The sequence below is a fragment of the Thalassospira sp. MCCC 1A02898 genome (assembly GCF_001618185.1).
GTDB lineage: Bacteria > Pseudomonadota > Alphaproteobacteria > Rhodospirillales > Thalassospiraceae > Thalassospira > Thalassospira tepidiphila.
Window position 1 is genome coordinate 142,551 of the sequence record NZ_LPXK01000009.1, and the last position, 21,627, is coordinate 164,177.

The window sequence follows — 21,627 nt, forward strand, 5'->3', positions numbered from 1 at the left end:
AATCGTTGTGAGGCGACTGTGGCACAGCAGACGGGGTTTTGACCAGTCTGTTTCGATCTGTGGTGTTCACCTTTCCGTCAGGTGAAAACGATATGAGCCACGATCCCAAAACAGATCGCAGCTCATATACTCGTTCGTTAACGGGTAACCGTCAGGTAACGGGTGCCCGCAGGTCGACGATCACTTTGACAACTTAGCGACGTCGGCATCAATGCATTTGACCACTTCGCGCAGGGTGGCGACGTTTTCGCGACCCATCCGCGCGACCAGTTCGGCGGAATGTTCCGGCACAGCAAGCGTCTTGCGCACATCGGCGAACAGCGCATCAAGCAGGCGGATGCAATGGGTTTCGGTGAATTCCCAGCGTTCTTCGCCGTGGACCATGTTGTCATTGACGAGCTGGATCAGCCATTTCTTGCGGTGTTCATAGTTGCTGAAATGCAGCGCCATACGGGCAAACACCAGATTGATCCGCGATCGGACTTCCGGGGTTTTGGCAAGATGATCCCAGTATTCGGAGGGATTGCGCAACTCGTCATCATCATTGGCGTGGGCTTCGATGATTTCGTGAATTTCACGATCGATTTCCTGAAGCATGTCCATGCCGACCATCATGCGGATGACCTTGAAGAAAGGCTGCAGGATGGTGCGGGACAGAGCGCCGTGTTCGGTATCGCCGGCTGCGTTGCCTTCAAGCAGATGATCAAAGCGCGAGACCAGCAGGCGCCCGAACGGGTCGTGACGCAGGGCTGCATGTTCGCGGGTCTTGATCGCTTCGAGGTCGCTTTCAAGGATCGCCCATGCATTGTCGAACAGGTCTTCGTTGTCGCGCAGGCTATTGAGCGATTTCAGGATCTGTTCTTCGGTAACCGAACCGCCATGGTTGCGGGCAACATGCACAAGACCCTGGGCAAATTGTTCCAGCACGGTAAAGGCCGCGACGTGGTGGCGCTGTTTAAAGCTGTCACGCGGTGGTTTATTGGCTGCGATCATGGGCTTCGAAACCTTCTTAAGACTGTTGTGCTCGTGTCAGGTTCATCTATCGAGTGTATGATAGAGTCCATCTTTATGGTGAATTGATTAACAATTCGATCCGAGCAATCCATGTGCCAAGCGTTGCCTTCAAGGACCGGTTGCAGGAAGGGCGCTTATTCGTAGCCCGCCGCGGCTTCGACTATTTCCAGAACGACATAGCGCTGGCGGATGATCTGGCGACCGGCCTCTTCGAAATTGACAGCGATTCGATCTCCGTCAACGGCCTGAATGCGGCCCAGTCCCCAGTCCGGTTGATTGGGATGACGCACGATGGCGCCTGGCGTCAGCAAGAAATCCATTGGGTGCTCTGTATCCTGTGTTGCTGGCTTCAATATAGGTCGTTTGCCGAGGTCGCGCAATTTGCGGCTGCGTGTTGCGGGCCGGATATCGGGGCCGATATCGCAGAAAGGCAAAATTTGCCGGGTCGGAAAAGCCTGATTTTCGAGCGTGCTAAATAAGCTCTTAATATATCGGCGGCAATCTTGTGGCTTCTGCGAGTGACCTGTTTGATCAGAACGGACCATTCGTGGGGAGCATCGTGTCTTGGGGCATGATGTTGTGACGATACGCAAAGACCTTGGAGAGCCCGCGCTATGGAAGAGGATGCCACCCTTGAACTGACCTTGATCGAACTGATCAGTTCGCGGATCTGTCATGATCTTGTCGGTCCGGTCGGGGCGGTCAATGCCGGGGCAGAACTGATGGGGGAAGACGGCGTTAGCGACGATGAGGCGCTGGCACTCATGCGCAAAAGCGGTCTTGAGGCCGCGCGTCGTTTGCAACTGTTCCGGTTGGCCTTCGGGCGTGCGGGCAGCAGTGCCGATACCGCCGCGATGCGTGAAGCGGCAAAACAGACTTATGCGGCCGAGGGGAAGGTCGCACTTGATTGGCCGGATCTTCCAATTGATCCATCTCACGGGCGAATCGTATTGAACATGGTTATGCTTGCCCGTGAAGCTTTGCCGTTCGGTGGAACGCTTTCGGTTATGCGCGACTCCGGCAAAGTAACGGTTCTGGGCGAAGGCAAACGCGCTGCCTTGCGCCCTGAAATCATGAATGTATTGGAAAAAGAAGTTTCTACTGATGCACTCGATCCGCGCAATGTTCAGGCGTTTTTCTTGCGGAAACTGGCTAAACTCGGGGGTGGAGTGCTTTCGGTCTTGCAACAGGACGGAAATATTGCATTGATCTATGGATAAAAATTTGACCGGCAGGTCTGGTAATGGCGTGCAATAGCTTCTACCTAAGATACCGAAGTATAGTACGTTTGCGCCATTTGGCGCTTTAATGGGAGTTCCAGTTCCGACAAGCTATTGATTGTTGGAGATTTGGAGGGGGTATATGGACGATCTTTTAAGTGAATTTCTGACCGAGACTTCTGAAAGCCTGTCGACGCTTGACGTCGAACTGGTGAAGCTGGAACAGAACCCGAATGATCCGGACATCTTGTCCAATATTTTCCGCTTGGTTCACACCATTAAGGGCACTTGCGGCTTCCTTGGCTTGCCGCGCCTTGAGGCTGTTGCCCACGCTGGCGAGAACGTGCTCGGTAAAATCCGTGACGGCGAACTGGTGGTGACGCCTGATGCCGTGACGCTTGTTCTTGAGTCGATTGATACCATTAAGTACCTGCTGGGCGAGCTCGAACAGAACGAAGCCGAGCCGGACGGAAATGATGCTGATCTGATTGGTCGTCTGAACCACTTTGCCGATACCGGCCAAATTCCGGGTGGTGCGCCGGCTGCTGCAGCAGCCCCGGCAGCAGAGGAAGCCGACGAAGAAGTTCCGATGACGGACGACGAAAAACTGCAGGCTGCTTTTGACGCCGCAGAATACGATCCCGATTTCGAAGTTCCTGACGAACCGGCGGCCGCCGCTGAGCCGGAGCCGGAAGCACCGGCTGCTCCGCCCGCCGCGGCGAAATCCCAGGAAGTTGCACCGGCCAAAAAGGCTGCCGAAAAGCCAAAGGCAGAGGCACCGCGCGCAGAAGCCAAGGAAAGCTCGGTTGCAGCCCAGACCATTCGTGTGAATGTCGAGCTGCTTGAAAACCTGATGACCTTGGTTTCCGAACTCGTCCTGACCCGTAACCAGCTTTTGCAGATGGTTCGCGGCAAGGATGACAGTGAATTCACCGTTCCGTTGCAGCGCCTGTCGCACATCACGACCGACCTTCAGGAAGGCGTGATGAAGACCCGTATGCAGCCGATCGGCAACGCATGGGCGAAACTGCCGCGTATCGTTCGCGACCTTGCCCTTGAGATGAACAAGAAAATCGATCTGCAAATGATCGGTGCCGACACCGAACTGGACCGTCAGGTTCTTGAACTGATCAAGGACCCGCTGACCCACATGGTGCGTAACTCTGCCGACCATGGTCTGGAAGATATTCCGGGCCGCCGCGATGCAGGCAAGCCTGAAACCGGTACGGTCACGCTGAATGCGTATCATGAAGGCGGTCACATCATCATCGAGATTTCCGATGACGGTCGTGGTCTGAACCTTGAGCGCATTAAAGCCAAGGCGATTGCCAACGGTCTTGCGACCGAAAGCGAGCTTGAAGGCATGGGTGAACAGCAGATTCAGCAGTTCATCTTCAAAGCCGGTTTCTCGACCGCGGAAAAAGTGACTTCGGTTTCCGGTCGTGGTGTGGGTATGGACGTTGTGCGTACCAACATCGAAAAGATCGGTGGTACGGTCGAACTGAAATCTGTCGAAGGCCGTGGGTCGACCTTCATCATCAAGATTCCGCTGACGCTGGCGATTGTGTCGGCCCTGATCGTGGAAAGTGGCGGCGAACGCTTTGCCATTCCGCAGATCAGCGTTCTCGAACTTGTTCGTGCATCGAACAACTCCGAACATTCCATCGAACGCATTCACGACACACCGGTCCTGCGCCTGCGTAACCGTCTGCTGCCGCTGGTCACGCTCAAGAAAATTCTTGGTCTTGATACCACTCAGGAAAGCGACGATGCGGTTGATGAAGAAGCATTCATCGTCGTCGCACAGGTTGGTACCTATTCGTTCGGTATCATCGTTGACCGCGTGTTCGACACCGAGGAAATCGTTGTTAAACCGGTGGCCCCGATCCTGCGCGATCTGTCGCTGTTCTCGGGTAACACCATCCTTGGCGACGGTAGCGTGATCATGATCCTTGATCCGAACGGCATTGCCACCCGCACCGGCGAAATCACCGTTGGTGGTTCGCAAGGTGTCGAAGGCAAGGCCAAGGCCGATGCATCGGATCGCGAAACCACATCCATGCTGGTCTTCCGGGCCGGTGGCAGCGAAGTGCGTGCGGTTCCGCTGGCGCTTGTTGCCCGCCTTGAAGAAATCGATGTCGAGAATATCGAACATTCGAATGGCCGTCCGCTGGTCCAGTACCGCGGCAAGCTTATGCCTCTTGTCTTTATCGATGGTAGCTACCAGATGAAGTCAGAAGGCCGTCAGCCGACCCTTGTGTTCCAGGATCGTGAACGCACCATGGGTCTGGTTGTCGACGAGATCGTCGATATTGTTGATGACGTGCTGAATGTTGAACTGACTGCGGATCAGGATGGTCTCGTTGGTTCGGCCGTGATTGACGGCAAGGCGACCGACCTTATTGATGCCGGTTACTATCTTGAACTGGCCTTCAGCGACTGGTTCGGCACCGAGGATAACGGCGGCGAGAAGAAGCGTGTTCTTCTGATCGATGACAGCCCGTTCTTCCGTAACCTGCTGACGCCGATGCTGTCGGTTGCCGGTTTCAATGTTACTGCGGTCGAAAATGCAGAACAGGCCATGGATCTTAAAAACCGTGGTGTTCTGTTTGACGCGATCATCAGTGACATCGAAATGCCGGGCATGAACGGCTTTGAATTTGCCGAAGCGCTTCAGGATGATGCAGAATGGGGTGAAATTCCGATTATTGCCCTGTCTTCGCACACCAAAGAGGAAGACTTCGAACGCGGTCGTCAGGTCGGTTTCAGCGACTATGTGGCCAAATTTGATCGCGATGCGCTTGTCTCGACCCTGATCCAGACACTGAGCAGCATGTAAGCGGGAGAACAGTCCTATGAGCGATAAAAACGCACTCGTCCCGAGCCAGGAAAAAGGCGGCGCCCTTGAACTTGGTGGTGACAGCCAGGATTTCGTGACCGCGAATATTGGCAAGCAGCTTTTCGGTATCCCTGTCCTGACCGTTCAGGATGTCCTGGGGCCGCAACGCATTACCCGTATCCCGCTTTCACCACCGGAAGTGGCCGGATCGTTGAACCTTCGTGGTCGTATCGTGACCGCGATTGATGTCCGCAAACGTCTTGGTCTGCGTGACCGCGAAGACGATGAGCCGGGCATGAGCATCGTTGTCGATGAAGGTGGCGAACTTTACAGCCTGATGGTCGATCAGGTGGGTGAGGTTCTGAGCGTTCCGAAAAAGGCGTTCGAACAGAACCCGGCAACGCTCGATCCGCGCTGGCGCGAATTCTCGGACGGTATTTTCCGTCTCGACAAGAAGCTTCTGGTGATTCTCGACGTGACCCGTCTGCTTGATTTCACGTCTTCGATCAAGCAGGCCGGTTAACCTGATTTCCCATGCCGGGCACGCAATGTGCCCGGTTCCTGCCATTGTGGCTTAACGACCTAAGTAAGCGAGAAGGAAGTCGATGAAGAGTTGTCTCGTCGTCGATGATTCGAAAGTCATCCGGATGGTAGCAAGACGCATTCTCGAGGAAATCGGGTTTGCGGTTGTGGAGGCAGTGGACGGTCAGGAGGCGCTTGATAAGTGCCTTGAGTCCATGCCCGACGCGGTTCTGCTTGATTGGAACATGCCCGTCAAAAGCGGGATCGAGTTCCTGCGTGAACTGCGTGCAACGCCTGGTGGCGATGATCCTGTTGTTGTGTTCTGTACAACTGAAAATGACCTTGAACACATTCAGGAAGCCATCACCGCTGGCGCGAACGAATACATCATGAAGCCGTTCGATAGCGAGATCATCCAGGCCAAGTTCGAGCAGGTCGGCCTGATCTAGGCCGGGGTGCTCACGAACCTGTAAGCCTTCAAGATCCGATCTCCATCATCAAGCGGGGACGCTACCACGTGGAAGAAACGCCCATCCATTCGCCATACAAAGTCCTGATCGTGGATGATTCCGCCATCGTGCGCGGACTTGTTACACGTATGATGACCGAAGACGCCGAAATCGAAGTCGTCGGATCGGTCAGCAATGGCGAAGAAGCACTGGCAGTCATGGAAAAAGGCGGCATCGAAGCCGTTGTTCTTGATATCGAAATGCCGGTGATGGATGGTTTGACGGCCTTGCCGAAGCTGTTGGAAATCGATCCGACAGTCCGCGTGATCATGGCGTCCACACTCACCAAACGAAATGCCGATATCAGTTTCCAGGCGATGACGCTGGGGGCTGTGGATTACATCCCCAAGCCAAGCTCGTCAAAAGACCTGAATGTCGGCGAGGGGTTCCGCGAAGAACTTCTCGACAAGGTGAAAGCCTGGGCTGAGCAGCGTCGCAAGATGCTTGAGGTCGAAGAAGCTGCCGCGGCAGAAGCGGCTGCTGCCCAAGCCACCCCCGAACCGGAACCAGAAGAAAAATCAACTGCGCCCGATGCCGAGGCATCTGAGCCCGATGACGCAGCTTCTGGTGGCAAGGCGGCTGCTTTCCGGGCGGAAATGTCGGTCGAACATCAACAGCTTCACAAACAAGGCCGGATCCAGCGCAAACGATTTACCGCCGAATTGCGCCCCCGCCCGATGCAGCAACACCGCCCGCAGCCAACGCAGATGCGCCAGACGCCGATGCCGCAGCAGCCTGCGCCAAAGCCGCAACCGGCTACACCGGCATCGTCGGACGCCGCAACGCAAGGTGCAAAACCGGCTGCCAACCCGGCGGGTGGTGCGGCGCGTTCGACGACACCGTCACGCGATCCGGGCAGACTTATTCGCGATGCGGCCATTGCGGCAGGCGGGCAGGGCAAAACCGTGCCCAAAATGCCGGAGCGTCCCGCCACAGCAGCACCCAGCGCAAGAACGGCACCGCCGGCCAAACGGCCAACCGCACCCGCGCCGCAAAAAAGTGCGCGCGCCCAGCAGGTCCGTTCGCCAAGCGCACCCGCCCCGGCAAAACGCCAGTCGGCACGCGGTGGCGTCACGCTGTTGCCCGAAAAACGCATCAATGTCGAAGCCATCGCGATTGGCAGCTCCACCGGTGGGCCGCAGGCCCTGTTTGAAGTGTTGCGCGGCCTGAATGGCGTGCGCCAACCGATCTTCATTACCCAGCATATGCCCGCCACCTTTACGACTATTCTGGCCGAGCACATCACCCGTCTGACCGGGCTTAAATGTCAGGAAGCACAAAACAATATGCCAATTGTTGGTGGACAGGTTTATCTTGCCCCCGGTGATTACCACATGACTGTAGAGGGGCGTGGTGCCAGCCGGCATCTGAAGTTAAATCAGAACCCGCCTGAGAATTTCTGTCGTCCGTCGGTCGATCCGATGTTGCGCAGTCTGGTCGCGAGTTACGGAGGAAACATTCTGACTGCAATACTTACCGGAATGGGGCAGGATGGTATGCTTGGTGGACGTGACGTGGTCAATGCGGGGGGCATGGTCGTGGCACAGGACGAGCAGAGTAGCGTTGTATGGGGGATGCCGGGCGCTGCGGCGCATGCCGGTATCTGTTCTGCGGTTTTGCCGGTGGGTGGGATTGCGGCCTATATCAAAAAATTCGCGGGGGGTCGTTAACCCACAATGATGAAGCCGGATGACTTCGAGTTTGTAAGCAGATTGATCAAGTCAAAGTCCGGGCTCGTTCTGAGCCAGGACAAGACTTATCTGCTCGAAAGCCGGTTGATGCCGATTGCACGCAAACGGGGTCTTAAGGACCTGACGGAGCTGATCGGTACGCTGCGCGGTGGCGACCGCAATCTGGTCGAAGAAGTCGTTGATGCGATGACGACCAATGAAAGTTTCTTCTTCCGCGATACCAAACCGTTTGACCAGTTCCGCCATGTTGTCCTGCCGCACATGATCAAGACACGTGCGTCGAAAAAACATCTTCGCATCTGGTGTGCCGCCGCCTCTTCCGGGCAGGAACCCTATTCGCTGGCGATGATCCTTGATGAATTCAAGTCGCAGCTCGCTGGCTGGCGGATTGATATTGTCGGGACCGATATCTCGCGCGAGATCCTGACCAAGGCGCGCGCAGGCCTGTATTCGCAGTTTGAAGTCCAAAGGGGCCTTCCGATCGGCCTTCTGGTCAAGTACTTCCAGAAGAAGGAAGACCAGTGGCAAATCTCGGCCGATATCCGGTCCAAGGTTCAGTACAAGGAATTCAACCTTCTGGAAGATTTCCGTCCGCTTGGGCAGTTTGATGTCGTCTATTGCCGTAACGTGCTGATCTATTTCGATCAACCGACCAAAAGTGACGTTCTTTCGCGTGTTTCCGCCTTGATGCCAGATGACGGTTTCCTGTTCCTTGGCGGGGCAGAGACGGTTCTGGGCATTTCCGACAAGTTCAAACCGCTTGCGCGTCAACGTGGCATTTATCAGCTTAACCGTCCGGGGGCGCCGGAAGTCGATCTGACCGCGCTTGAAAAGGCGCAGGCGGGGGCTGCCAGTGCGGCCGGTGCTGCTGCACCCGGGGGCTTGGCCTTCCAGAAGCCCAAACATATGCAAACCGGTGCCGCAACCACGACCGGTACAACGGCCCGCCCGGCAGTCGGGACGACCGGAGCAACTGGAACAGCAGGGACGGCAACAACCCGCCCCGCAGGTTCAGGTTTTGGCACCACGTCGACCCAGCGCCCGCTTGGCACCACCCCGTCATCAACCACCCGCCCGGGAACAACCGGAACCGGCAGCACGGGATCGGGCACAACTGGCAGCGCGTTCAGCAGACCGTCAGGTTCGACTGGTACAGGTTCAACCACGCGTCCGGGAACAACGGATACCACGGGTTCGACCTATCGCCGCCCGCTTGGCACCGGAACCGGTGCAGGTGCAGGTGCCGGTGGTACGACGCAACGACCGGGGACAGGCAGCAGCAATACAAGCGGTTCCAGCGGAACCGCGCGCCCGTCCACGACCTTTGATCGGTCCCGCTTTGGCAAACCGGACGACAAGAAGTAACTGACAGTTGGTTTCTTGCCGACTGTTCTGTTGAACTGAAAGTCGGGAAGGCCAATGACCTCAAATCCATCAAACACGATCGCCTCACCGCGTCAGGACCTCCGCCGTGTCCAGCGCCGTCGCAAGCTTGCCATTGTAGGTGTTGCGCTATTGGTGCTGTGTGCGCTTCCGCTCATGCAGTCGCTGGCGCAGGTGGAGATGTTTACCCATGAAACGGTCGAGACCGGCGGGATTGTCCTGATCCTGATGGCCATTTTCGGGCGGGCCTGGTGCACGCTGTATATCGGCGGGCGCAAGGCCCGCGATCTGACCGATACCGGCCCCTATTCCATCAGCCGCAATCCGCTTTATATGTTCAGCTTCTTCGGCGCAGTCGGCATTGGCGCGCAAACCGGCAGCCTTTTGATTGCCCTGTTGTTCGGGGTGGGGGCGTTTGGTGTGTTCTTGCCGGTAATCTTGCGCGAAGAAAGGGCGCTTGCGACACTTTTTGGCGCATCCTTTGAAGATTACAAAACGCGCGTGCCGCGTTTTGGCCCACGGTTTGGTGCCTGGCGCGATGCCGAGATCCTTGAAGTTCGCCCGCATCTCTTGTGGCGAACATTGCGCGATGGGCTGGTCTTTCTGATGGTGATCCCGATTTTCGAACTGATTGATCGGTTGCAGATCAGCGGCCTTGTTGATCCGCTTATCTATTTGCCGTGATCGGAAACGAAAAACGCCCCGGATATGAACCGGGGCGTTTTTCGTATAGCGGCAACTGTTGGGGCGGCATCAGGCATGCCTGATACCAAGTTCCCGAAAATCAGGCCGCAGCGCTGTTGGTGTCGGGATCGCGCAGGACATAGCCCCGGCCCCAAACCGTATGGATGTAATTGTCGCCCTTGGTCGCAGACTGGATTTTCTTGCGCAGTTTGCAGACAAAGACGTCAATGATCTTGAGTTCCGGCTCGTCCATACCGCCATAAAGGTGGTTGAGGAACATTTCCTTGGTCAGTGTCGTGCCCTTGCGCAGCGACAGCAGTTCCAAAATGCCATATTCCTTGCCGGTCAGATGCAGCGGTTTGCCATCGACATCGACGGTGCGTGCATCCAGGTTGACGTTGAGCTTACCGGTCGAAATCATCGACTGGGCATGGCCGCGTGAACGGCGAACAATTGCCTGCACACGTGCCAGAAGTTCGGTTTTCTCGAAAGGCTTGGTCAGATAATCATCTGCGCCAAAGCCAAGGCCTTTGACCTTGTCTTCGGTTTCGGTCAGACCCGACAGGATCAGGACCGGTGTTTCGACGCGTGCGTCGCGCAAACGTCTCAGGACCTCGTAGCCGTCAATATCTGGCAGCATAAGGTCCAGAAGAATAATGTCATAATCGTAAAGCTTGCCGATCTCGAGACCATCTTCCCCAAGGTCGGTAGTGTCAATCACCATGCCCTCAGACTTAAGCATCAATTCGATGCTGTCAGCATAGGTGTTGTCATCCTCAACAAGCAGCACCCGCATGTCTCTGCTCCGTTACCGTGTTCCGCAATAAGTCCGTGTTGATCCGGTAGATCGACAAGCGCCCCAACGATTGCCGGCCTTTGGGAAATTTTCCCCATTCGGTTAACGATACGTTGCTTTGCGACTCGTGGCAAGCAGGCGAGTCGCAACTTGTTAACTTTTTTTCGTTCAAAGAAGCGACTCGGGGACGGAACGCAAGTTTTCCCAACGGTTTGCGGTGTTAATTCCAAAAGCCTTATGCAACGAAAAAAAATCGATTTAATCGTCTACACGGCTTTTTAATACCGATTATGACTATATATTTGGTACGACGCGGTACGATTTGCCACCCCTGTAACCGTTCGGCGGGGCAAAATTCCGTGTTACAAGAGTTGTTTGTACCATTTTCGCTGAAAAGAACCGCCTGTGTTTCAGATTGGCCGCAATATCGTCGCAGAACTCCGCCGTATTCCCGACTATCGCGTGGTTGGCCGGGTGACAGCCGTTTTGGGCCTTCTGGTCGAGATTGGCGGTGTCGAAGGTGCGTTGTCGGTTGGCGACCGCTGCAAGGTCAAACGCCGCGATGGCAAAACCGTGATTTGCGAGGTTGTCGGTTTTCGCAATGAACGCGCCCTTTTGATGCCGTTTGGCATTCTGGACGGGATCGGGATCGGCTGCGAAGTCGAACTTGGCGATACCCAACCGCAGGTCTATCCCGATGAAAGCTGGCTGGGCCGTGTGGTCAATGCCTTTGGCGAGCCGGTTGATGGCAAAGGCCCGCTGTCTGAGGGCAACCGACCTTATCCAATCCGCAACATGCCACCATCGGCCCATTCGCGCCAGCGCGTGGCGGGCAAAATCGATCTTGGCGTTCGGGCGATGAACACGTTTCTGACCTGTTGTCGCGGGCAGCGTATGGGCATCTTTGCCGGGTCGGGTGTTGGTAAATCAAGTTTGCTGTCGATGATGACGCGCCATACAACATCGGATGTGTCGGTGGTGGGGCTGATTGGCGAACGTGGCCGTGAAGCGCGCGAATTCATCGAGGATGATCTTGGCGAAGAAGGCCTGCGTCGTTCGGTCGTCGTCGTGGCGACATCGGATGAACCACCGCTGATGCGCCGCCAGGCGGCCTATATGACCATGGCGCTGTCGGAATATTTCCGTGATGTCGGGCGCGATGTCTTGTGCATGATGGATTCCGTGACGCGCTTTGCCATGGCGCAACGTGAAATCAGCCTTTCAGTGGGCGAGCCGCCGGCATCAAAGGGCTATACGCCGACTGTGTTTGCCGAATTGCCGCGTCTTTTGGAACGTGCCGGTCCCGGCGGGCCGGGGCAGGGATCGATCACCGGGCTGTTCACGGTTCTGGTTGATGGCGATGACCACAACGAACCGATTTCGGATGCGGTGCGCGGTATTCTGGATGGCCACGTGGTGCTGGACCGTGCGATTGCCGAGCAGGGCCGTTATCCGGCGATCAATATCCTGCGTAGTGTGTCGCGTACCATGCCGGGCTGTAATAACGAGGAAGAAAACCAGATCGTTGCCCGTGCGCGCCAGCTTCTGGCGACCTACGATGATATGGCCGAACTGATCCGCCTTGGCGCCTATCGCAAGGGTACCGATCCCAAGGTCGACGAGGCCATTCATTACTTCCCGCTAATCGAGGAATTCCTTAAACAGCGCAAGACGGAATGCACGCGCCTCAATGAGGGATATCTGGAACTCGCCCGGCGTCTCGACATGCTGGCCGAGCAACCCGAACAGCCTGCACCTGCCCAAGGACAACCGGGTGGACAGGCGCGGCAAGCGGGAAGTGCCAAGCCGCAACAGCCCGCAGGAGGGCCGGAAATGCCAGCCCCCCGCCCGGCACCACCGCCGTCAATCGGGCCCAAGATCAATCGCGGACCCAAGGTCAACAGCCGGTCACAGCGTGACGGACAGGACCTGAACGCGGCCAAACGTGCACTGAGCGAAGGCGGCAACGACGCATCGGGGAATGGATCGTAATGATCGCGGACCCTAGGGGGTAACCCATGGCCAAGGATTTCAAAACACTGGTGCGCATGCGCAAATGGGCGCTTGATGAAAAGCAGCGCCAATTGGGCGAGATGCTTGGTGTGCTGGGTAATCTTGAGGCGGAAAAAGAAGCCCTAGAACAGGCGGTGCTGGCCGAACAAAAGATCGCGGCCGAAAATCCGGAACTTGCAGGGTTTGCCTATGGCGGGTTTGCCACCGCAGTGATCGCCGAGCGCGAGGCAATCGAAAAAATGATTGCCGAACAGGAAGAAAAGATCGACGTCTTCCGCGATGAGGTCGCCGATGCCTTCAAGGAATTTAAAACTGCCGAAATTGCCGAACGTAATCGGCTTGAGGCCGAACGCGCCGAAGAAGACAAGAAAGAACAAGACGAACTTGACGAAATCGGCATGCGTTCGGCGACACGCGATGACGGGCTTATTTAAGCGCTACGTTCTCGCCTGACATTTCAGGCGAAACGGCGATGACGCGTTCAATGAAGGCGGCGATATTGTTCTTTGCAGACCCTTCGTTTGCCAGTCGCAGACGCTGGATCGCAAACGGAGAGTCGCCAAAGGTCGCGGTATGGGTTGCGGGAATTTCTTCACTGAAAACAGTTTTATCGCTGTCTTTTTCGATGATTTCGTAACGCACACGGGTTTTGACCGTCAGGTCCAGGCCAAACAGGGGCTGGTCAACCTCGAGCAACGTGACACGCAAACGATATGGCGCGTTGTCATCAAGCTTTGCCAACAGCTGCGCGTTTTCGAGTGATGCGATCAAAGCCTTTTCAAAAGCCTGACTGCTGATTTCAGACGTCCACATCGGATTGGTTTCTTCGCCGCCATCGACCGATTTCACGACAATGCTGTCTTTGAAAGCCGAATTTTGCGTCGCGGCAGTGTCGATGCCTTCGGTCACCACCATGTTCTGGAACTCGGCCGGTGATGCGCAGGCGCTCAAAAGTGCCAAGCCCAGAATTGCTGCAGCTTTTTGGATGGCGGTCTTCATCTGTTTGATACTCCAGTAGAAATCAGAAACTCGGTCCGATTCAGGAATATCTTTTCAGATTGTTTTTGTGAATAGAAAACAATCTGAAATAGAGAAGATTTAAACCGCGTTGGTGTTCTCAGATAGCGATATTAACGCCGGTTTCGATGCCGGTTACGCGCTTGAGGTCGCTGGTTTTAAGCTCAAACACTGTTTTCGGTGTCCCGGCGGCAAGCCAGACGGTTTTCTTTTCCAGAAGCTTTTTATCAATCAGCGTTTCCACGGGTTTGGCGTGACCAAACGGTGGAACGCCGCCAATGGCGTAGCCTGTATGTTCGCGGACTTCGGCTGCATCGGCCTTGCGGACGGATAAACGCAGCAGTGCGGCGACCTTGTCGAGATCGACCTGATCGGCACCATTCATGATGATCAGGACCGGGCGGGATGCCTCGGTCATGAACACCAGTGATTTTCCAATGTCGCTGATATCGCAGCCAATGGCGTTTGCGGCATCAGCAGCTGTGCGCGTGCCTTCGGGAAACTCAAATACGTCGACGTTTTCAAGTTCGCGTTCCATGAAGGCGTTTGCCAGACATAGCGGCGGATCAACTTTTTTCATCAGCCATTCTCTTGCGCACGACGTTTGAGTTTACGTTTGTGGTTCAGAAGATTGAGCGTCTCGACCGACAGGCTAAAGGCCATTGCAAAATAGATGTAGCCTTTCGGTACATGTATTTCGACCCCGTCAAGCAGCAACACAAACCCTACCAGAATAAGGAATGATAGCGCTAACATTTTGACAGAGGGATTTTGTTCGACAAAGTCGCCAATGGTCTTGGCCGCCATCAGCATCACCAGTACCGATGCGATGACCGCGATCACCATGATCGAAATATGATCGACCAGACCAACCGCTGTGATGACGCTATCGAGCGAGAAAATCATATCAAGCAACATGATCTGCACGATGGTCATGGCAAAGCTCGACATGATTTTGCCCGGGCCGTGTTCTTCGGGCTCGTCAATGGTGTGATGAATTTCCTTGGACGCCTTGGCAATCAGGAACAGACCCCCAAAAATAAGGATCATATCGCGGCCGCTGATTTCCTGACCGAATGCTGCGAAAAGCGGGGAGGTCAGTTGCATGACCCAGGCGATACCGGCCAAAAGCCCAAGCCGCATGCCCATCGCCGCCAGAAGACCGATGCGGCGCGCCGATGCCTGTTGGTTTTGCGGAAGTTTCGACACAATCACCGACAGGAAAACGATGTTGTCGATGCCCAGAACAATTTCGAGCGCGGTCAGGGTGGCAAGCCCCATCCACATGTTGGGATCACTCATCCATTCAAACATCGAAAACTTCCTAAACAGGGGCGCAAAAAGCGGACAACTTGTTGCAGACAAAGTGTGTTTGATAGGCCCCTAACGCAAGCGTGAATTGATTTTATGTGCCGTCTGTTGAAAAACTGACGGGTATAAAACCAATCAACCGGCCACACCCGGCATGCGGGGAGGGCTTTGGGTCATCAGGTAAAAGGATTGTCCGAGATGCGATCAAAAATGCGCACTTTCGTTTCTGCTTTGGCGCTGGCAGTGGGGCTTGCGACGACGACGTTGTCGACGCCTGCCTTTGCAGACCCGGCACCGGATATCGGAAACTGGCAATCGGTTTTGGATCAGGCCCGTGGCCAGACCGTTTACTGGCATGCTTGGGGCGGGGAGCCACGTATTAATGATTACATCGCCTGGGCGGGTGAACAGGTGCGCGAACGCTATGGCGTTGAGGTCGTTCAGGTCAAACTGACCGATACTGCCGATGCGGTTACCCGCGTTCTGTCGGAAAAGACCGCCGGTGTTGATGATGGCGGTGCGGTCGACATGATCTGGATTAACGGTGAAAACTTTGCCGCGATGAAGCGCAATGACCTTCTGTTTGGTCCGTGGGCAGAACAGACGCCAAACTTTGCCTATGTCGATGTTGAAGGCAAACCAACGGTGATCAATGACTTCACCGTTCCGACCGACGGGCTTGAAGCCCCATGGGGCATGGCGCAGGTCAGTTTCTATTACGACACCGCCAAGCTTGATACCGTTCCGAAATCCGCCCAGCAATTGCTGGAATGGCTGGTGAAACATCCGGGGCGGTTCACCTATCCGCAGCCGCCCAACTATATGGGCTCGACCTTCCTTAAACAGATCCTGACCGAACTGGTCAAAGATCCGAAAGTTTTGCAACAGCCCGCCGATGAAACCGATGCCGAGGCGACCCTGGCACCGCTTTGGGGCTATCTTGAAGACTTGCAGCCGCTTTTGTGGCGCGATGGTCAGGCCTACCCGCAGAACGGGGCATCGATGCGCACCCTTTTGGCCGATAACGAGGTCGATATCGCCTTTTCATTCAGTTCCGGCGAAGTGTCATCGGCGATCGAGGCGTTCGAGCTTCCCGATACCGTGCGGTCCTATGTGTTTGAAAACGGCACCCTTGGCAATACCAACTTCGTTGCGATCCCCTATAACGCATCGGCCAAGGCAGGCGCGGTTGTGCTGGCCGATTTCCTGATGTCACCCGAAGCACAATTGCGCAAACAGGACCCGAAATATTGGGGCGCGGATACGGTACTGGCGATGGATAAACTTCCCAAAGACATGCAGGAAGCCTTTGCCAATCTTGATCTTGGCATCGCATCGCTTGCGCCCGCTGAGCGCGGCACCGTCTTGCCCGAACCGCATCCAAGCTGGATGTCGCTTGTCGAAACAGAATGGCAGAAGCGTTACGGCGTTGTGCAATAATCGCGCATGCTGCGATTTATCCCGATCCTGACGATTGTTCTGATGATTGGCCCGGTTTCTGCCGGGCTGATCGGCACAATCTTGCCTGCGTTCGGGATATTGCCCGCCCTTGGCGGCACGACGCCCAGCCTTGAACCCTGGCAGGCTTTGGCGGCGCAGCCGGGGTTGGGGGCCTCGATCCGGCTTTCATTGGTCAATGGATTGATCGCAACCTTTGTCTCGGTTGCGATTGTCATGCTTTTTTGTGCCGCATGGCAGGGCACGCGCACTTTTCACACCCTGCAACGGATCCTCTCGCCGATCCTGTCGGTGCCGCATGCGACGGCGGCGTTTGGTCTGGCATTTTTGATTGCGCCATCGGGCTGGTTTGTTCGGGTGGTCGCGCAATTTACCGGGTGGGATCGGCCCCCGGATGTTGCGATTATCCATGATCCTTGGGGCATCGCCCTGATTGCCGGACTGGTTGCCAAGGAAATCCCGTTTCTTTTTTTGATGACGCTTTCAGCCTTGCCGCAGGCAGACACAGATCGCACGGCACAGGTCACGGCAAGCCTTGGCTATGGCAGGATTGCCGGATGGTTCAAGGCAACATTGCCACGCATCTATCCACAGATCCGTTTGCCGGTTCTGGCGGTTCTGGCCTATTCGACGTCGGTTGTTGATGTGGCGATCATTCTGGCCCCGACAACCCCGGCCCCGCTTGCGGTGCGCATTCTGGGATGGTTGTCCGATCCCGATCTTGCCTTGCGGTTCATGGCATCAAGTGCAGCCGTGCTGCAATTGCTGATCGTGATCGCGGCCATGGCAATCTGGATTGCGGGCGAGCGGCTTGTCGCCGTAGTTGGTGCCCGTTGGGCTGTTGATGGCAACCGGTGCAAGCGTGATGGTGCTGCGCGCGGGGTGTCAGCGGTGATGGCGCTGGTGGCAGCCGGGACGGTGGTTCTTGGGCTTGTTGTTTTGCTGGTCTGGAGTGTCGCCGGGTTCTGGGCGTTTCCCGATCTGTTGCCGCGTGGTTTTTCAATGCGTCTCTGGGCGCGGGAACTTGATGCAATTGGCAATAGCCTGACAACCACCCTTCTGATCGGTATTCCGGCGGTTGTGATTGCCGTAACGCTGGTTCTGGCCTGTCTTGAGAACGAAGTGCGCACCGGCAAGCCGGCCGGGCGCCGGGCGATGTTTTTAATTTATCTGCCGCTTCTGGTGCCGCAAATCAGCTTCATGTTTGGTTTGCAGGTGTTCTTTAGCCTGCTTGGGCTGGAACGTACCTTGGTCTCGGTTGTTCTTGGGCATCTGGTGTTTGTTGCACCCTATGTGTTTTTATCGCTGTCGGAACCGTTTCGCGCCCTTGATCCGCGTTATGGGCAAACAGCCCTTTGTCTTGGCGCGTCGCCCACGCGGGTATTCTGGCAGGTGCGTTTGCCGCTATTGACCCGTGCGGTTTTAACCGCCGCCGCCGTCGGGCTTGCCGTCACGGTCGGGCAGTATTTGCCAACACTTCTGATCGGGGCAGGGCGCTTTGCCACCGTCACCACCGAGGCGGTTGCCTTGGCCTCGGGCGGGGATCGTCGGATGATCGGGATTTATGGCCTGTTTCAGATGGTTTTGCCGTTTGCCGGATTTGCCCTGGCCTTGCTGATCCCGGCGGTTTTATTCCGTCACCGGCGCGGCATGGGTGCCCAGAACAAAGGATGATAAGGATGCTACATGCCTGAAGCAGCCAAAAACGGTCTGGAATTGCATGACGTGCGGGTACGCCTTGACGGGCGTGAACTGGTTGCGGTCGATCTGACCATTGCGCCGGGCGAGATCGTGACCCTTATGGGGCCCAGCGGTTCGGGAAAATCCAGTTTGCTTGGGCATATCTGTGGCACCTTACCCGATGCGTTCGAGGTGACCGGCGAAGTGGTTCTTGATGGTCGGTTGCTTGATGGCTTGGCGCCACAAGACCGCCATGTCGGCATTCTGTTTCAGGATGATTTGCTGTTTCCGCATCTGTCGGTGGGCGGCAATCTGGCCTTTGCCCTGCCCGCGCATATCAAGGGGCGTGCGGCCCGGCGGGCTCGGGTTGACGCAGCCCTTGGCAGTGCCGAGATGGACGGGTTTTATGATCGTGATCCGGCAACATTATCAGGCGGGCAGCGCGCGCGGGTGGCCTTGATGCGGGTTCTGTTGTCAGAACCTTGTGCCTTGTTGCTTGATGAACCATTTTCAAAACTCGATAGCGGCCTTCGATCCCAGATCAGGTCGTTTGTGTTTGACCTGTGCCGCAAGAACAGCCTGCCGACCCTGATGGTAACCCATGACCCCGAAGACGGTGCAGCCGCCGGTGGTAGGGTGATTGAACTGCGTGGCTAGATACACGAACATGGATCGGTGACAGGGTTTGAATTTGCTGGTATCGCGCGATGATTGGTCTTAAGAGCATCTTGTCGCAAAGAATGATCTTGGGCCCCGGACGTTAAATCAAAAGGCCCGTGCGGCCTGGAGAGTGTCGTAAATGTTCCCTGAAGAAATGTTTGCAATTGTCCCGGATGCGCTTGATCCGGCGACCTGTGACCGCCTGATCAATGGCTTTGCCCACGAGATGGACGAAGGTGGCCTCGTACAGGGGCAGGCAGCGACCCATATTCGCCGATCCAAAATCACCTGGTTTAACGAAGAACAGGAACCGGTTGTCTGTCGGCGCATTGTAGATCTGGTTGCCGAGGTCAATCGCAACGTCTTTGACTTTTCCCTGACTGAGTTTGCCGAGGACGCCCAGATTGCCTGTTATGCGGGTGATTTGCGCGGCCATTATGATTGGCACAGTGATGTCGGGGCATCAGACGTTGCGCGCCGTCGCAAACTGACCATGGTGATCCAGCTTTCCGAGCCCGATCAGTATGAAGGCGGGCAATTACAGCTTAACCCGGCCGGGCATTTTATCGATGCACCGATGGCGCGCGGATCAGCAATCTTCTTTCCGAGCTTTGTTTTGCACCGCGTAGCGCCGACCACGGCGGGGCTTCGTTATTCCCTGACCCAGTGGGTGCACGGGAACCCGTTCCGCTGATTGCTCAGTAACGTTCGAGACGATCCAGAAGACGCGGGTTGCCCCATTTCGGCTGGCGGTCTTCAAGCGCGGTTTCGTGGTGGAAGACCTGATCGTTATCGGCTGTCTGTTTGTCCAGACGCAGGCTGATCCAGCGCGGCACCAGTTCGTTGTTGAAATCATCCATCAACAGAACGGCGGCGGCTTCGAAATTCTCGAACTCGATACTGGCGATCTCTGCGTAATATTCCGCGAGATTATTGGTCTTAAGGATCAGGCGGTCTGGTACATAACGCAGCGTCAGGCGCGCCGGAAAGACATCCTTGGCACCGGTCAGATTGCTTTGCAGGGTAACGACATAATCAATCCTTGTGCCCGGGTTCGGCTCTGTCTGGATCAGATTACGGCGCTGATAAATCTCAAGCATGGCTTCCAACCGTTGTCATAAGGGGTAAATTCAAGGATACGTCCGCGCCCAAGGCAGGAAAAGCATTCATTTCAGAATGATGATGCTTATGCCTCGATCCCGTGGTGGGAATGCGGGTCCTTGCCATCGGGCACCGGACCAATTTCGACAAAACGCGACCCATCCTGAAACAGGATATGGCCGGTGTAACCTGCAATTTGAAGGGCCTCGCGGAAGATGCCGCGAATGTCATCGCGGTTATGGGATTGCAACGGGTTTTCGGTGCGGACAATCAGATCAAACTTGCTGTCCTCGCCCTTGACCAGGCCATCCAGCTGGGTGTGACCCACTACACTGAAAGACAGATCCAGCAGGAAACGCGTGCCCTGATCATCGGGTTTGTCGGGATCATTTTCACGATCGCCATGCCGCCAACCCAGTTGAAGCTGTTCGATCTTGTCGCCCATATTGAACGGCATCGCCATCACGCGCCAGCCATCCGGACGTTCTTCGGTTGCCATCGCACGCAACTGGGCAAAATCACCTTCAAGCCGTTTAAGCCCGCCACCATCCGTATCGGACAATGTGGCCAGGCTGGTGGCGGCGCGATCGCCCAGCCAGCCACGCAAACTGCCGCCCTGACCTGTCATGGCAGCAAAGAAGAACATCATGGTGGTGGTCAGTTTGGGGCCAGCCTGGGGAATGTTGTTTAGCATGCTGAGTGCTGCACCTGGATCATGTTGCTGAAGAGCGCTAACCGCCCTGTGCAAACTGTCCCAGTCATGGGTGAGGGCGGCGGCCTGACCGCGCGCGATCAATTGTACCTCGGTCATCGGGACGGATGTCGATACCTTGGCACCGCCCGATGGATCAACGTTAAATGACAGGGTTGCCCCCGTGGGCGCGGGCACCGGCAATTTGATGCCAACAATCCCGGCAGAGGTGCGAAGGGCGGTGAAACCCTGTGGCAGCAGGCGGGCCTCGGCACTATCAGGGGGCAAGACTGTCCCGGTCAGCATCAAGGTGCCAGCGGGGGCCTGCCCGGCGGCTGTTTGTGCGGCAATGGTTGGTCCCATTCCGGCAGCCATGCCGCCTGTGCCGGCGCCACCTGCCATACCCGCCGAACCAGCAGAACCGGCCTGGGCCGCGGACGCCATGGCATTGGCGGCCTGCTGTGCGGTTACCGTGCCCTGACCAAGGAAGATGACCTGTGTCTGGCTTCCGGCAGGCAACTGGGTGCCATTGGGCATGGTCAGGATGGATGTCGTCACCGCACCAAATGTCTGGCCGGGTGTCAGGCTGCTGCCAGCGATATTTCCGCTGGCAAGGGCACCGGTCACCCCGGATCCCCCCGGTGACAGGGTTTGCGGCAGAAGTTGCAGACGCATGCCGTCGGCAGGGTTGCCGCCCGTTGCGGATTGGCCGGTGCCGGGATTGGTTGTCGGAATGCGGGCCCACAAAAGATCGCCGAGATTACTGGGAAGCGGGGTGGGTATCCTGACCGTGACCGAACCAAGGGCGGTGGCAAGGGTCAGTTGATTGCCCGATTGCGATTGAACCGATGCCTGCAAAAGCGTTTCGACCGGGAGCTTTGCCAGTGCGGCAGCGACCTGTTGCGGGGTGGCGGTCGTGACGGTTGCATTGATTTGTGCCGGAACCGAACCCTGATTGGCCTGCCCGGCAGTACCGCCCGCCGAAGCATGTCCACCGACGGCAGGGCCGGGCGATATTGCTTGTGGCGGGAGCGTCAT

General features: G+C 56.4%; 20 protein-coding genes and 1 pseudogene. 13 read left to right on the plus strand and 8 right to left on the minus strand.

Translation table 11 applies throughout. The features are described 5' to 3' along the window. Nucleotides 1-180: 180 nt before the first annotated feature. Together AUQ41_RS07360 and AUQ41_RS21335 are read right to left on the minus strand one after the other, a co-directional pair. Nucleotides 181-993, minus strand: coding sequence for a hypothetical protein (locus tag AUQ41_RS07360; protein ID WP_063087438.1), 813 nt, complete (start codon nucleotides 991-993; stop codon nucleotides 181-183). A gap of 155 nt (nucleotides 994-1,148) precedes the next feature. Next, nucleotides 1,149-1,559: a DUF3553 domain-containing protein gene (locus AUQ41_RS21335; protein ID WP_348638988.1), complete on the minus strand. Its 411-nt coding sequence runs from the start codon at nucleotides 1,557-1,559 to the stop codon at nucleotides 1,149-1,151. Between the two features lie 69 nt (nucleotides 1,560-1,628). Between AUQ41_RS21335 and AUQ41_RS07370 the strand changes: the two genes are divergently transcribed. The 7 genes and pseudogenes from AUQ41_RS07370 (at nucleotide 1,629) to AUQ41_RS07400 (ending at nucleotide 9,862) form a co-directional block, all read left to right on the plus strand. Next, nucleotides 1,629-2,234, plus strand: coding sequence for a histidine phosphotransferase family protein (locus tag AUQ41_RS07370; protein WP_063087440.1), 606 nt, complete (start codon nucleotides 1,629-1,631; stop codon nucleotides 2,232-2,234). 142 nt (nucleotides 2,235-2,376) lie between these two features. Further along, nucleotides 2,377-5,073 (plus strand): chemotaxis protein CheW, encoded by a 2,697-nt coding sequence (locus AUQ41_RS07375; protein WP_063087442.1) that lies wholly within the window; start codon nucleotides 2,377-2,379, stop codon nucleotides 5,071-5,073. 16 nt (nucleotides 5,074-5,089) lie between these two features. After that, entirely contained in the window at nucleotides 5,090-5,596 is a 507-nt protein-coding gene (locus AUQ41_RS07380; protein ID WP_008891617.1) for a chemotaxis protein CheW, read from the plus strand. An 82-nt stretch (nucleotides 5,597-5,678) separates the two neighbouring features. Next, nucleotides 5,679-6,044, plus strand: coding sequence for a PleD family two-component system response regulator (locus AUQ41_RS07385; protein ID WP_008891618.1), 366 nt, complete (start codon nucleotides 5,679-5,681; stop codon nucleotides 6,042-6,044). A gap of 68 nt (nucleotides 6,045-6,112) precedes the next feature. Then, nucleotides 6,113-7,774 (plus strand): chemotaxis protein CheB, encoded by a 1,662-nt coding sequence (locus AUQ41_RS21340; RefSeq protein WP_063087444.1) that lies wholly within the window; start codon nucleotides 6,113-6,115, stop codon nucleotides 7,772-7,774. Between the two features lie 9 nt (nucleotides 7,775-7,783). Further along, nucleotides 7,784-8,596: pseudogene (locus AUQ41_RS21150) on the plus strand (protein-glutamate O-methyltransferase CheR); the annotation flags it as partial. 618 nt (nucleotides 8,597-9,214) lie between these two features. Continuing rightward, entirely contained in the window at nucleotides 9,215-9,862 is a 648-nt protein-coding gene (locus AUQ41_RS07400) for an isoprenylcysteine carboxylmethyltransferase family protein (protein WP_063087448.1), read from the plus strand. A gap of 100 nt (nucleotides 9,863-9,962) precedes the next feature. Here the strand turns inward: AUQ41_RS07400 and ctrA are convergent, their stop codons facing one another. Beyond that, nucleotides 9,963-10,658 (minus strand): response regulator transcription factor CtrA, encoded by a 696-nt coding sequence (gene ctrA, locus AUQ41_RS07405; RefSeq protein WP_008891622.1) that lies wholly within the window; start codon nucleotides 10,656-10,658, stop codon nucleotides 9,963-9,965. 405 nt (nucleotides 10,659-11,063) lie between these two features. On the opposite strand from ctrA, the gene fliI reads away from it, so the two are divergent. Together fliI and AUQ41_RS07415 are read left to right on the plus strand one after the other, a co-directional pair. Further along, nucleotides 11,064-12,650 carry a flagellar protein export ATPase FliI gene (gene fliI, locus AUQ41_RS07410; protein ID WP_063087450.1) on the plus strand — a complete coding sequence of 529 codons (1,587 nt, stop codon included), beginning with the start codon at nucleotides 11,064-11,066 and terminating at the stop codon, nucleotides 12,648-12,650. Nucleotides 12,651-12,676: 26 nt separating this feature from the next. Further along, nucleotides 12,677-13,105, plus strand: coding sequence for a hypothetical protein (locus tag AUQ41_RS07415; RefSeq protein ID WP_063087452.1), 429 nt, complete (start codon nucleotides 12,677-12,679; stop codon nucleotides 13,103-13,105). Here the strand turns inward: AUQ41_RS07415 and AUQ41_RS07420 are convergent. The 3 genes from AUQ41_RS07420 to AUQ41_RS07430 form a co-directional block, all read right to left on the minus strand. Then, nucleotides 13,098-13,670, minus strand: a complete 573-nt coding sequence (locus AUQ41_RS07420; protein ID WP_063087454.1) for a hypothetical protein — start codon at nucleotides 13,668-13,670, stop codon at nucleotides 13,098-13,100. The genes AUQ41_RS07415 and AUQ41_RS07420 overlap by 8 nt on opposite strands. Before the next feature lie 118 nt (nucleotides 13,671-13,788). After that, a complete protein-coding gene (locus AUQ41_RS07425; protein WP_063087456.1) occupies nucleotides 13,789-14,268 on the minus strand; it encodes a YbaK/EbsC family protein in 480 nt (159 codons plus the stop codon). After that, entirely contained in the window at nucleotides 14,268-15,002 is a 735-nt protein-coding gene (locus AUQ41_RS07430) for a TerC family protein (protein ID WP_063087458.1), read from the minus strand. Before AUQ41_RS07430 ends, AUQ41_RS07425 begins: the two co-directional genes overlap by 1 nt. A gap of 207 nt (nucleotides 15,003-15,209) precedes the next feature. On the opposite strand from AUQ41_RS07430, the gene AUQ41_RS07435 reads away from it, so the two are divergent. From AUQ41_RS07435 to AUQ41_RS07450, 4 genes are all read left to right on the plus strand, one after another. Further along, a complete protein-coding gene (locus AUQ41_RS07435) occupies nucleotides 15,210-16,439 on the plus strand; it encodes an ABC transporter substrate-binding protein (RefSeq protein WP_168173418.1) in 1,230 nt (409 codons plus the stop codon). Nucleotides 16,440-16,445: 6 nt separating this feature from the next. Next, nucleotides 16,446-18,131, plus strand: coding sequence for an ABC transporter permease (locus AUQ41_RS07440; RefSeq protein ID WP_063087462.1), 1,686 nt, complete (start codon nucleotides 16,446-16,448; stop codon nucleotides 18,129-18,131). A gap of 12 nt (nucleotides 18,132-18,143) precedes the next feature. Then, nucleotides 18,144-18,794: an ATP-binding cassette domain-containing protein gene (locus AUQ41_RS07445; RefSeq protein WP_063087464.1), complete on the plus strand. Its 651-nt coding sequence runs from the start codon at nucleotides 18,144-18,146 to the stop codon at nucleotides 18,792-18,794. 142 nt (nucleotides 18,795-18,936) lie between these two features. Next, nucleotides 18,937-19,491, plus strand: coding sequence for a 2OG-Fe(II) oxygenase (locus tag AUQ41_RS07450; RefSeq protein WP_008891630.1), 555 nt, complete (start codon nucleotides 18,937-18,939; stop codon nucleotides 19,489-19,491). A 4-nt stretch (nucleotides 19,492-19,495) separates the two neighbouring features. Here the strand turns inward: AUQ41_RS07450 and AUQ41_RS07455 are convergent, their stop codons facing one another. Both AUQ41_RS07455 and AUQ41_RS07460 read right to left on the minus strand, forming a co-directional pair. Next, nucleotides 19,496-19,897: a hypothetical protein gene (locus tag AUQ41_RS07455; protein WP_008891631.1), complete on the minus strand. Its 402-nt coding sequence runs from the start codon at nucleotides 19,895-19,897 to the stop codon at nucleotides 19,496-19,498. 86 nt (nucleotides 19,898-19,983) lie between these two features. After that, nucleotides 19,984-21,627, minus strand: coding sequence for a hypothetical protein (locus AUQ41_RS07460; protein ID WP_063087466.1), 1,644 nt, complete (start codon nucleotides 21,625-21,627; stop codon nucleotides 19,984-19,986).

Bases quoted from the DNA above. Each gene is read 5' to 3' on its own strand.
- AUQ41_RS07400 (WP_063087448.1), top strand. From the start codon at position 9,215: ATGACCTCAAATCCATCAAACACGATCGCCTCACCGCGTCAGGACCTC.
- AUQ41_RS07435 (WP_168173418.1), top strand. From the start codon at position 15,210: ATGCGCACTTTCGTTTCTGCTTTGGCGCTGGCAGTGGGGCTTGCGACG.
- AUQ41_RS07425 (WP_063087456.1), bottom strand. From the start codon at position 14,268: ATGAAAAAAGTTGATCCGCCGCTATGTCTGGCAAACGCCTTCATGGAA.
- AUQ41_RS07375 (WP_063087442.1), top strand. From the start codon at position 2,377: ATGGACGATCTTTTAAGTGAATTTCTGACCGAGACTTCTGAAAGCCTG.
- AUQ41_RS07370 (WP_063087440.1), top strand. From the start codon at position 1,629: ATGGAAGAGGATGCCACCCTTGAACTGACCTTGATCGAACTGATCAGT.
- AUQ41_RS07450 (WP_008891630.1), top strand. From the start codon at position 18,937: ATGTTCCCTGAAGAAATGTTTGCAATTGTCCCGGATGCGCTTGATCCG.
- AUQ41_RS07440 (WP_063087462.1), top strand. From the start codon at position 16,446: ATGCTGCGATTTATCCCGATCCTGACGATTGTTCTGATGATTGGCCCG.
- AUQ41_RS07415 (WP_063087452.1), top strand. From the start codon at position 12,677: ATGGCCAAGGATTTCAAAACACTGGTGCGCATGCGCAAATGGGCGCTT.
- AUQ41_RS07380 (WP_008891617.1), top strand. From the start codon at position 5,090: ATGAGCGATAAAAACGCACTCGTCCCGAGCCAGGAAAAAGGCGGCGCC.
- AUQ41_RS07385 (WP_008891618.1), top strand. From the start codon at position 5,679: ATGAAGAGTTGTCTCGTCGTCGATGATTCGAAAGTCATCCGGATGGTA.
- AUQ41_RS21335 (WP_348638988.1), bottom strand. From the start codon at position 1,559: ATGGTCCGTTCTGATCAAACAGGTCACTCGCAGAAGCCACAAGATTGC.
- AUQ41_RS07455 (WP_008891631.1), bottom strand. From the start codon at position 19,897: ATGCTTGAGATTTATCAGCGCCGTAATCTGATCCAGACAGAGCCGAAC.
- ctrA (WP_008891622.1), bottom strand. From the start codon at position 10,658: ATGCGGGTGCTGCTTGTTGAGGATGACAACACCTATGCTGACAGCATC.
- AUQ41_RS07445 (WP_063087464.1), top strand. From the start codon at position 18,144: ATGCCTGAAGCAGCCAAAAACGGTCTGGAATTGCATGACGTGCGGGTA.
- AUQ41_RS07460 (WP_063087466.1), bottom strand. From the start codon at position 21,627: ATGACGCTCCCGCCACAAGCAATATCGCCCGGCCCTGCCGTCGGTGGA.
- AUQ41_RS07430 (WP_063087458.1), bottom strand. From the start codon at position 15,002: ATGTTTGAATGGATGAGTGATCCCAACATGTGGATGGGGCTTGCCACC.
- AUQ41_RS07420 (WP_063087454.1), bottom strand. From the start codon at position 13,670: ATGAAGACCGCCATCCAAAAAGCTGCAGCAATTCTGGGCTTGGCACTT.
- AUQ41_RS07360 (WP_063087438.1), bottom strand. From the start codon at position 993: ATGATCGCAGCCAATAAACCACCGCGTGACAGCTTTAAACAGCGCCAC.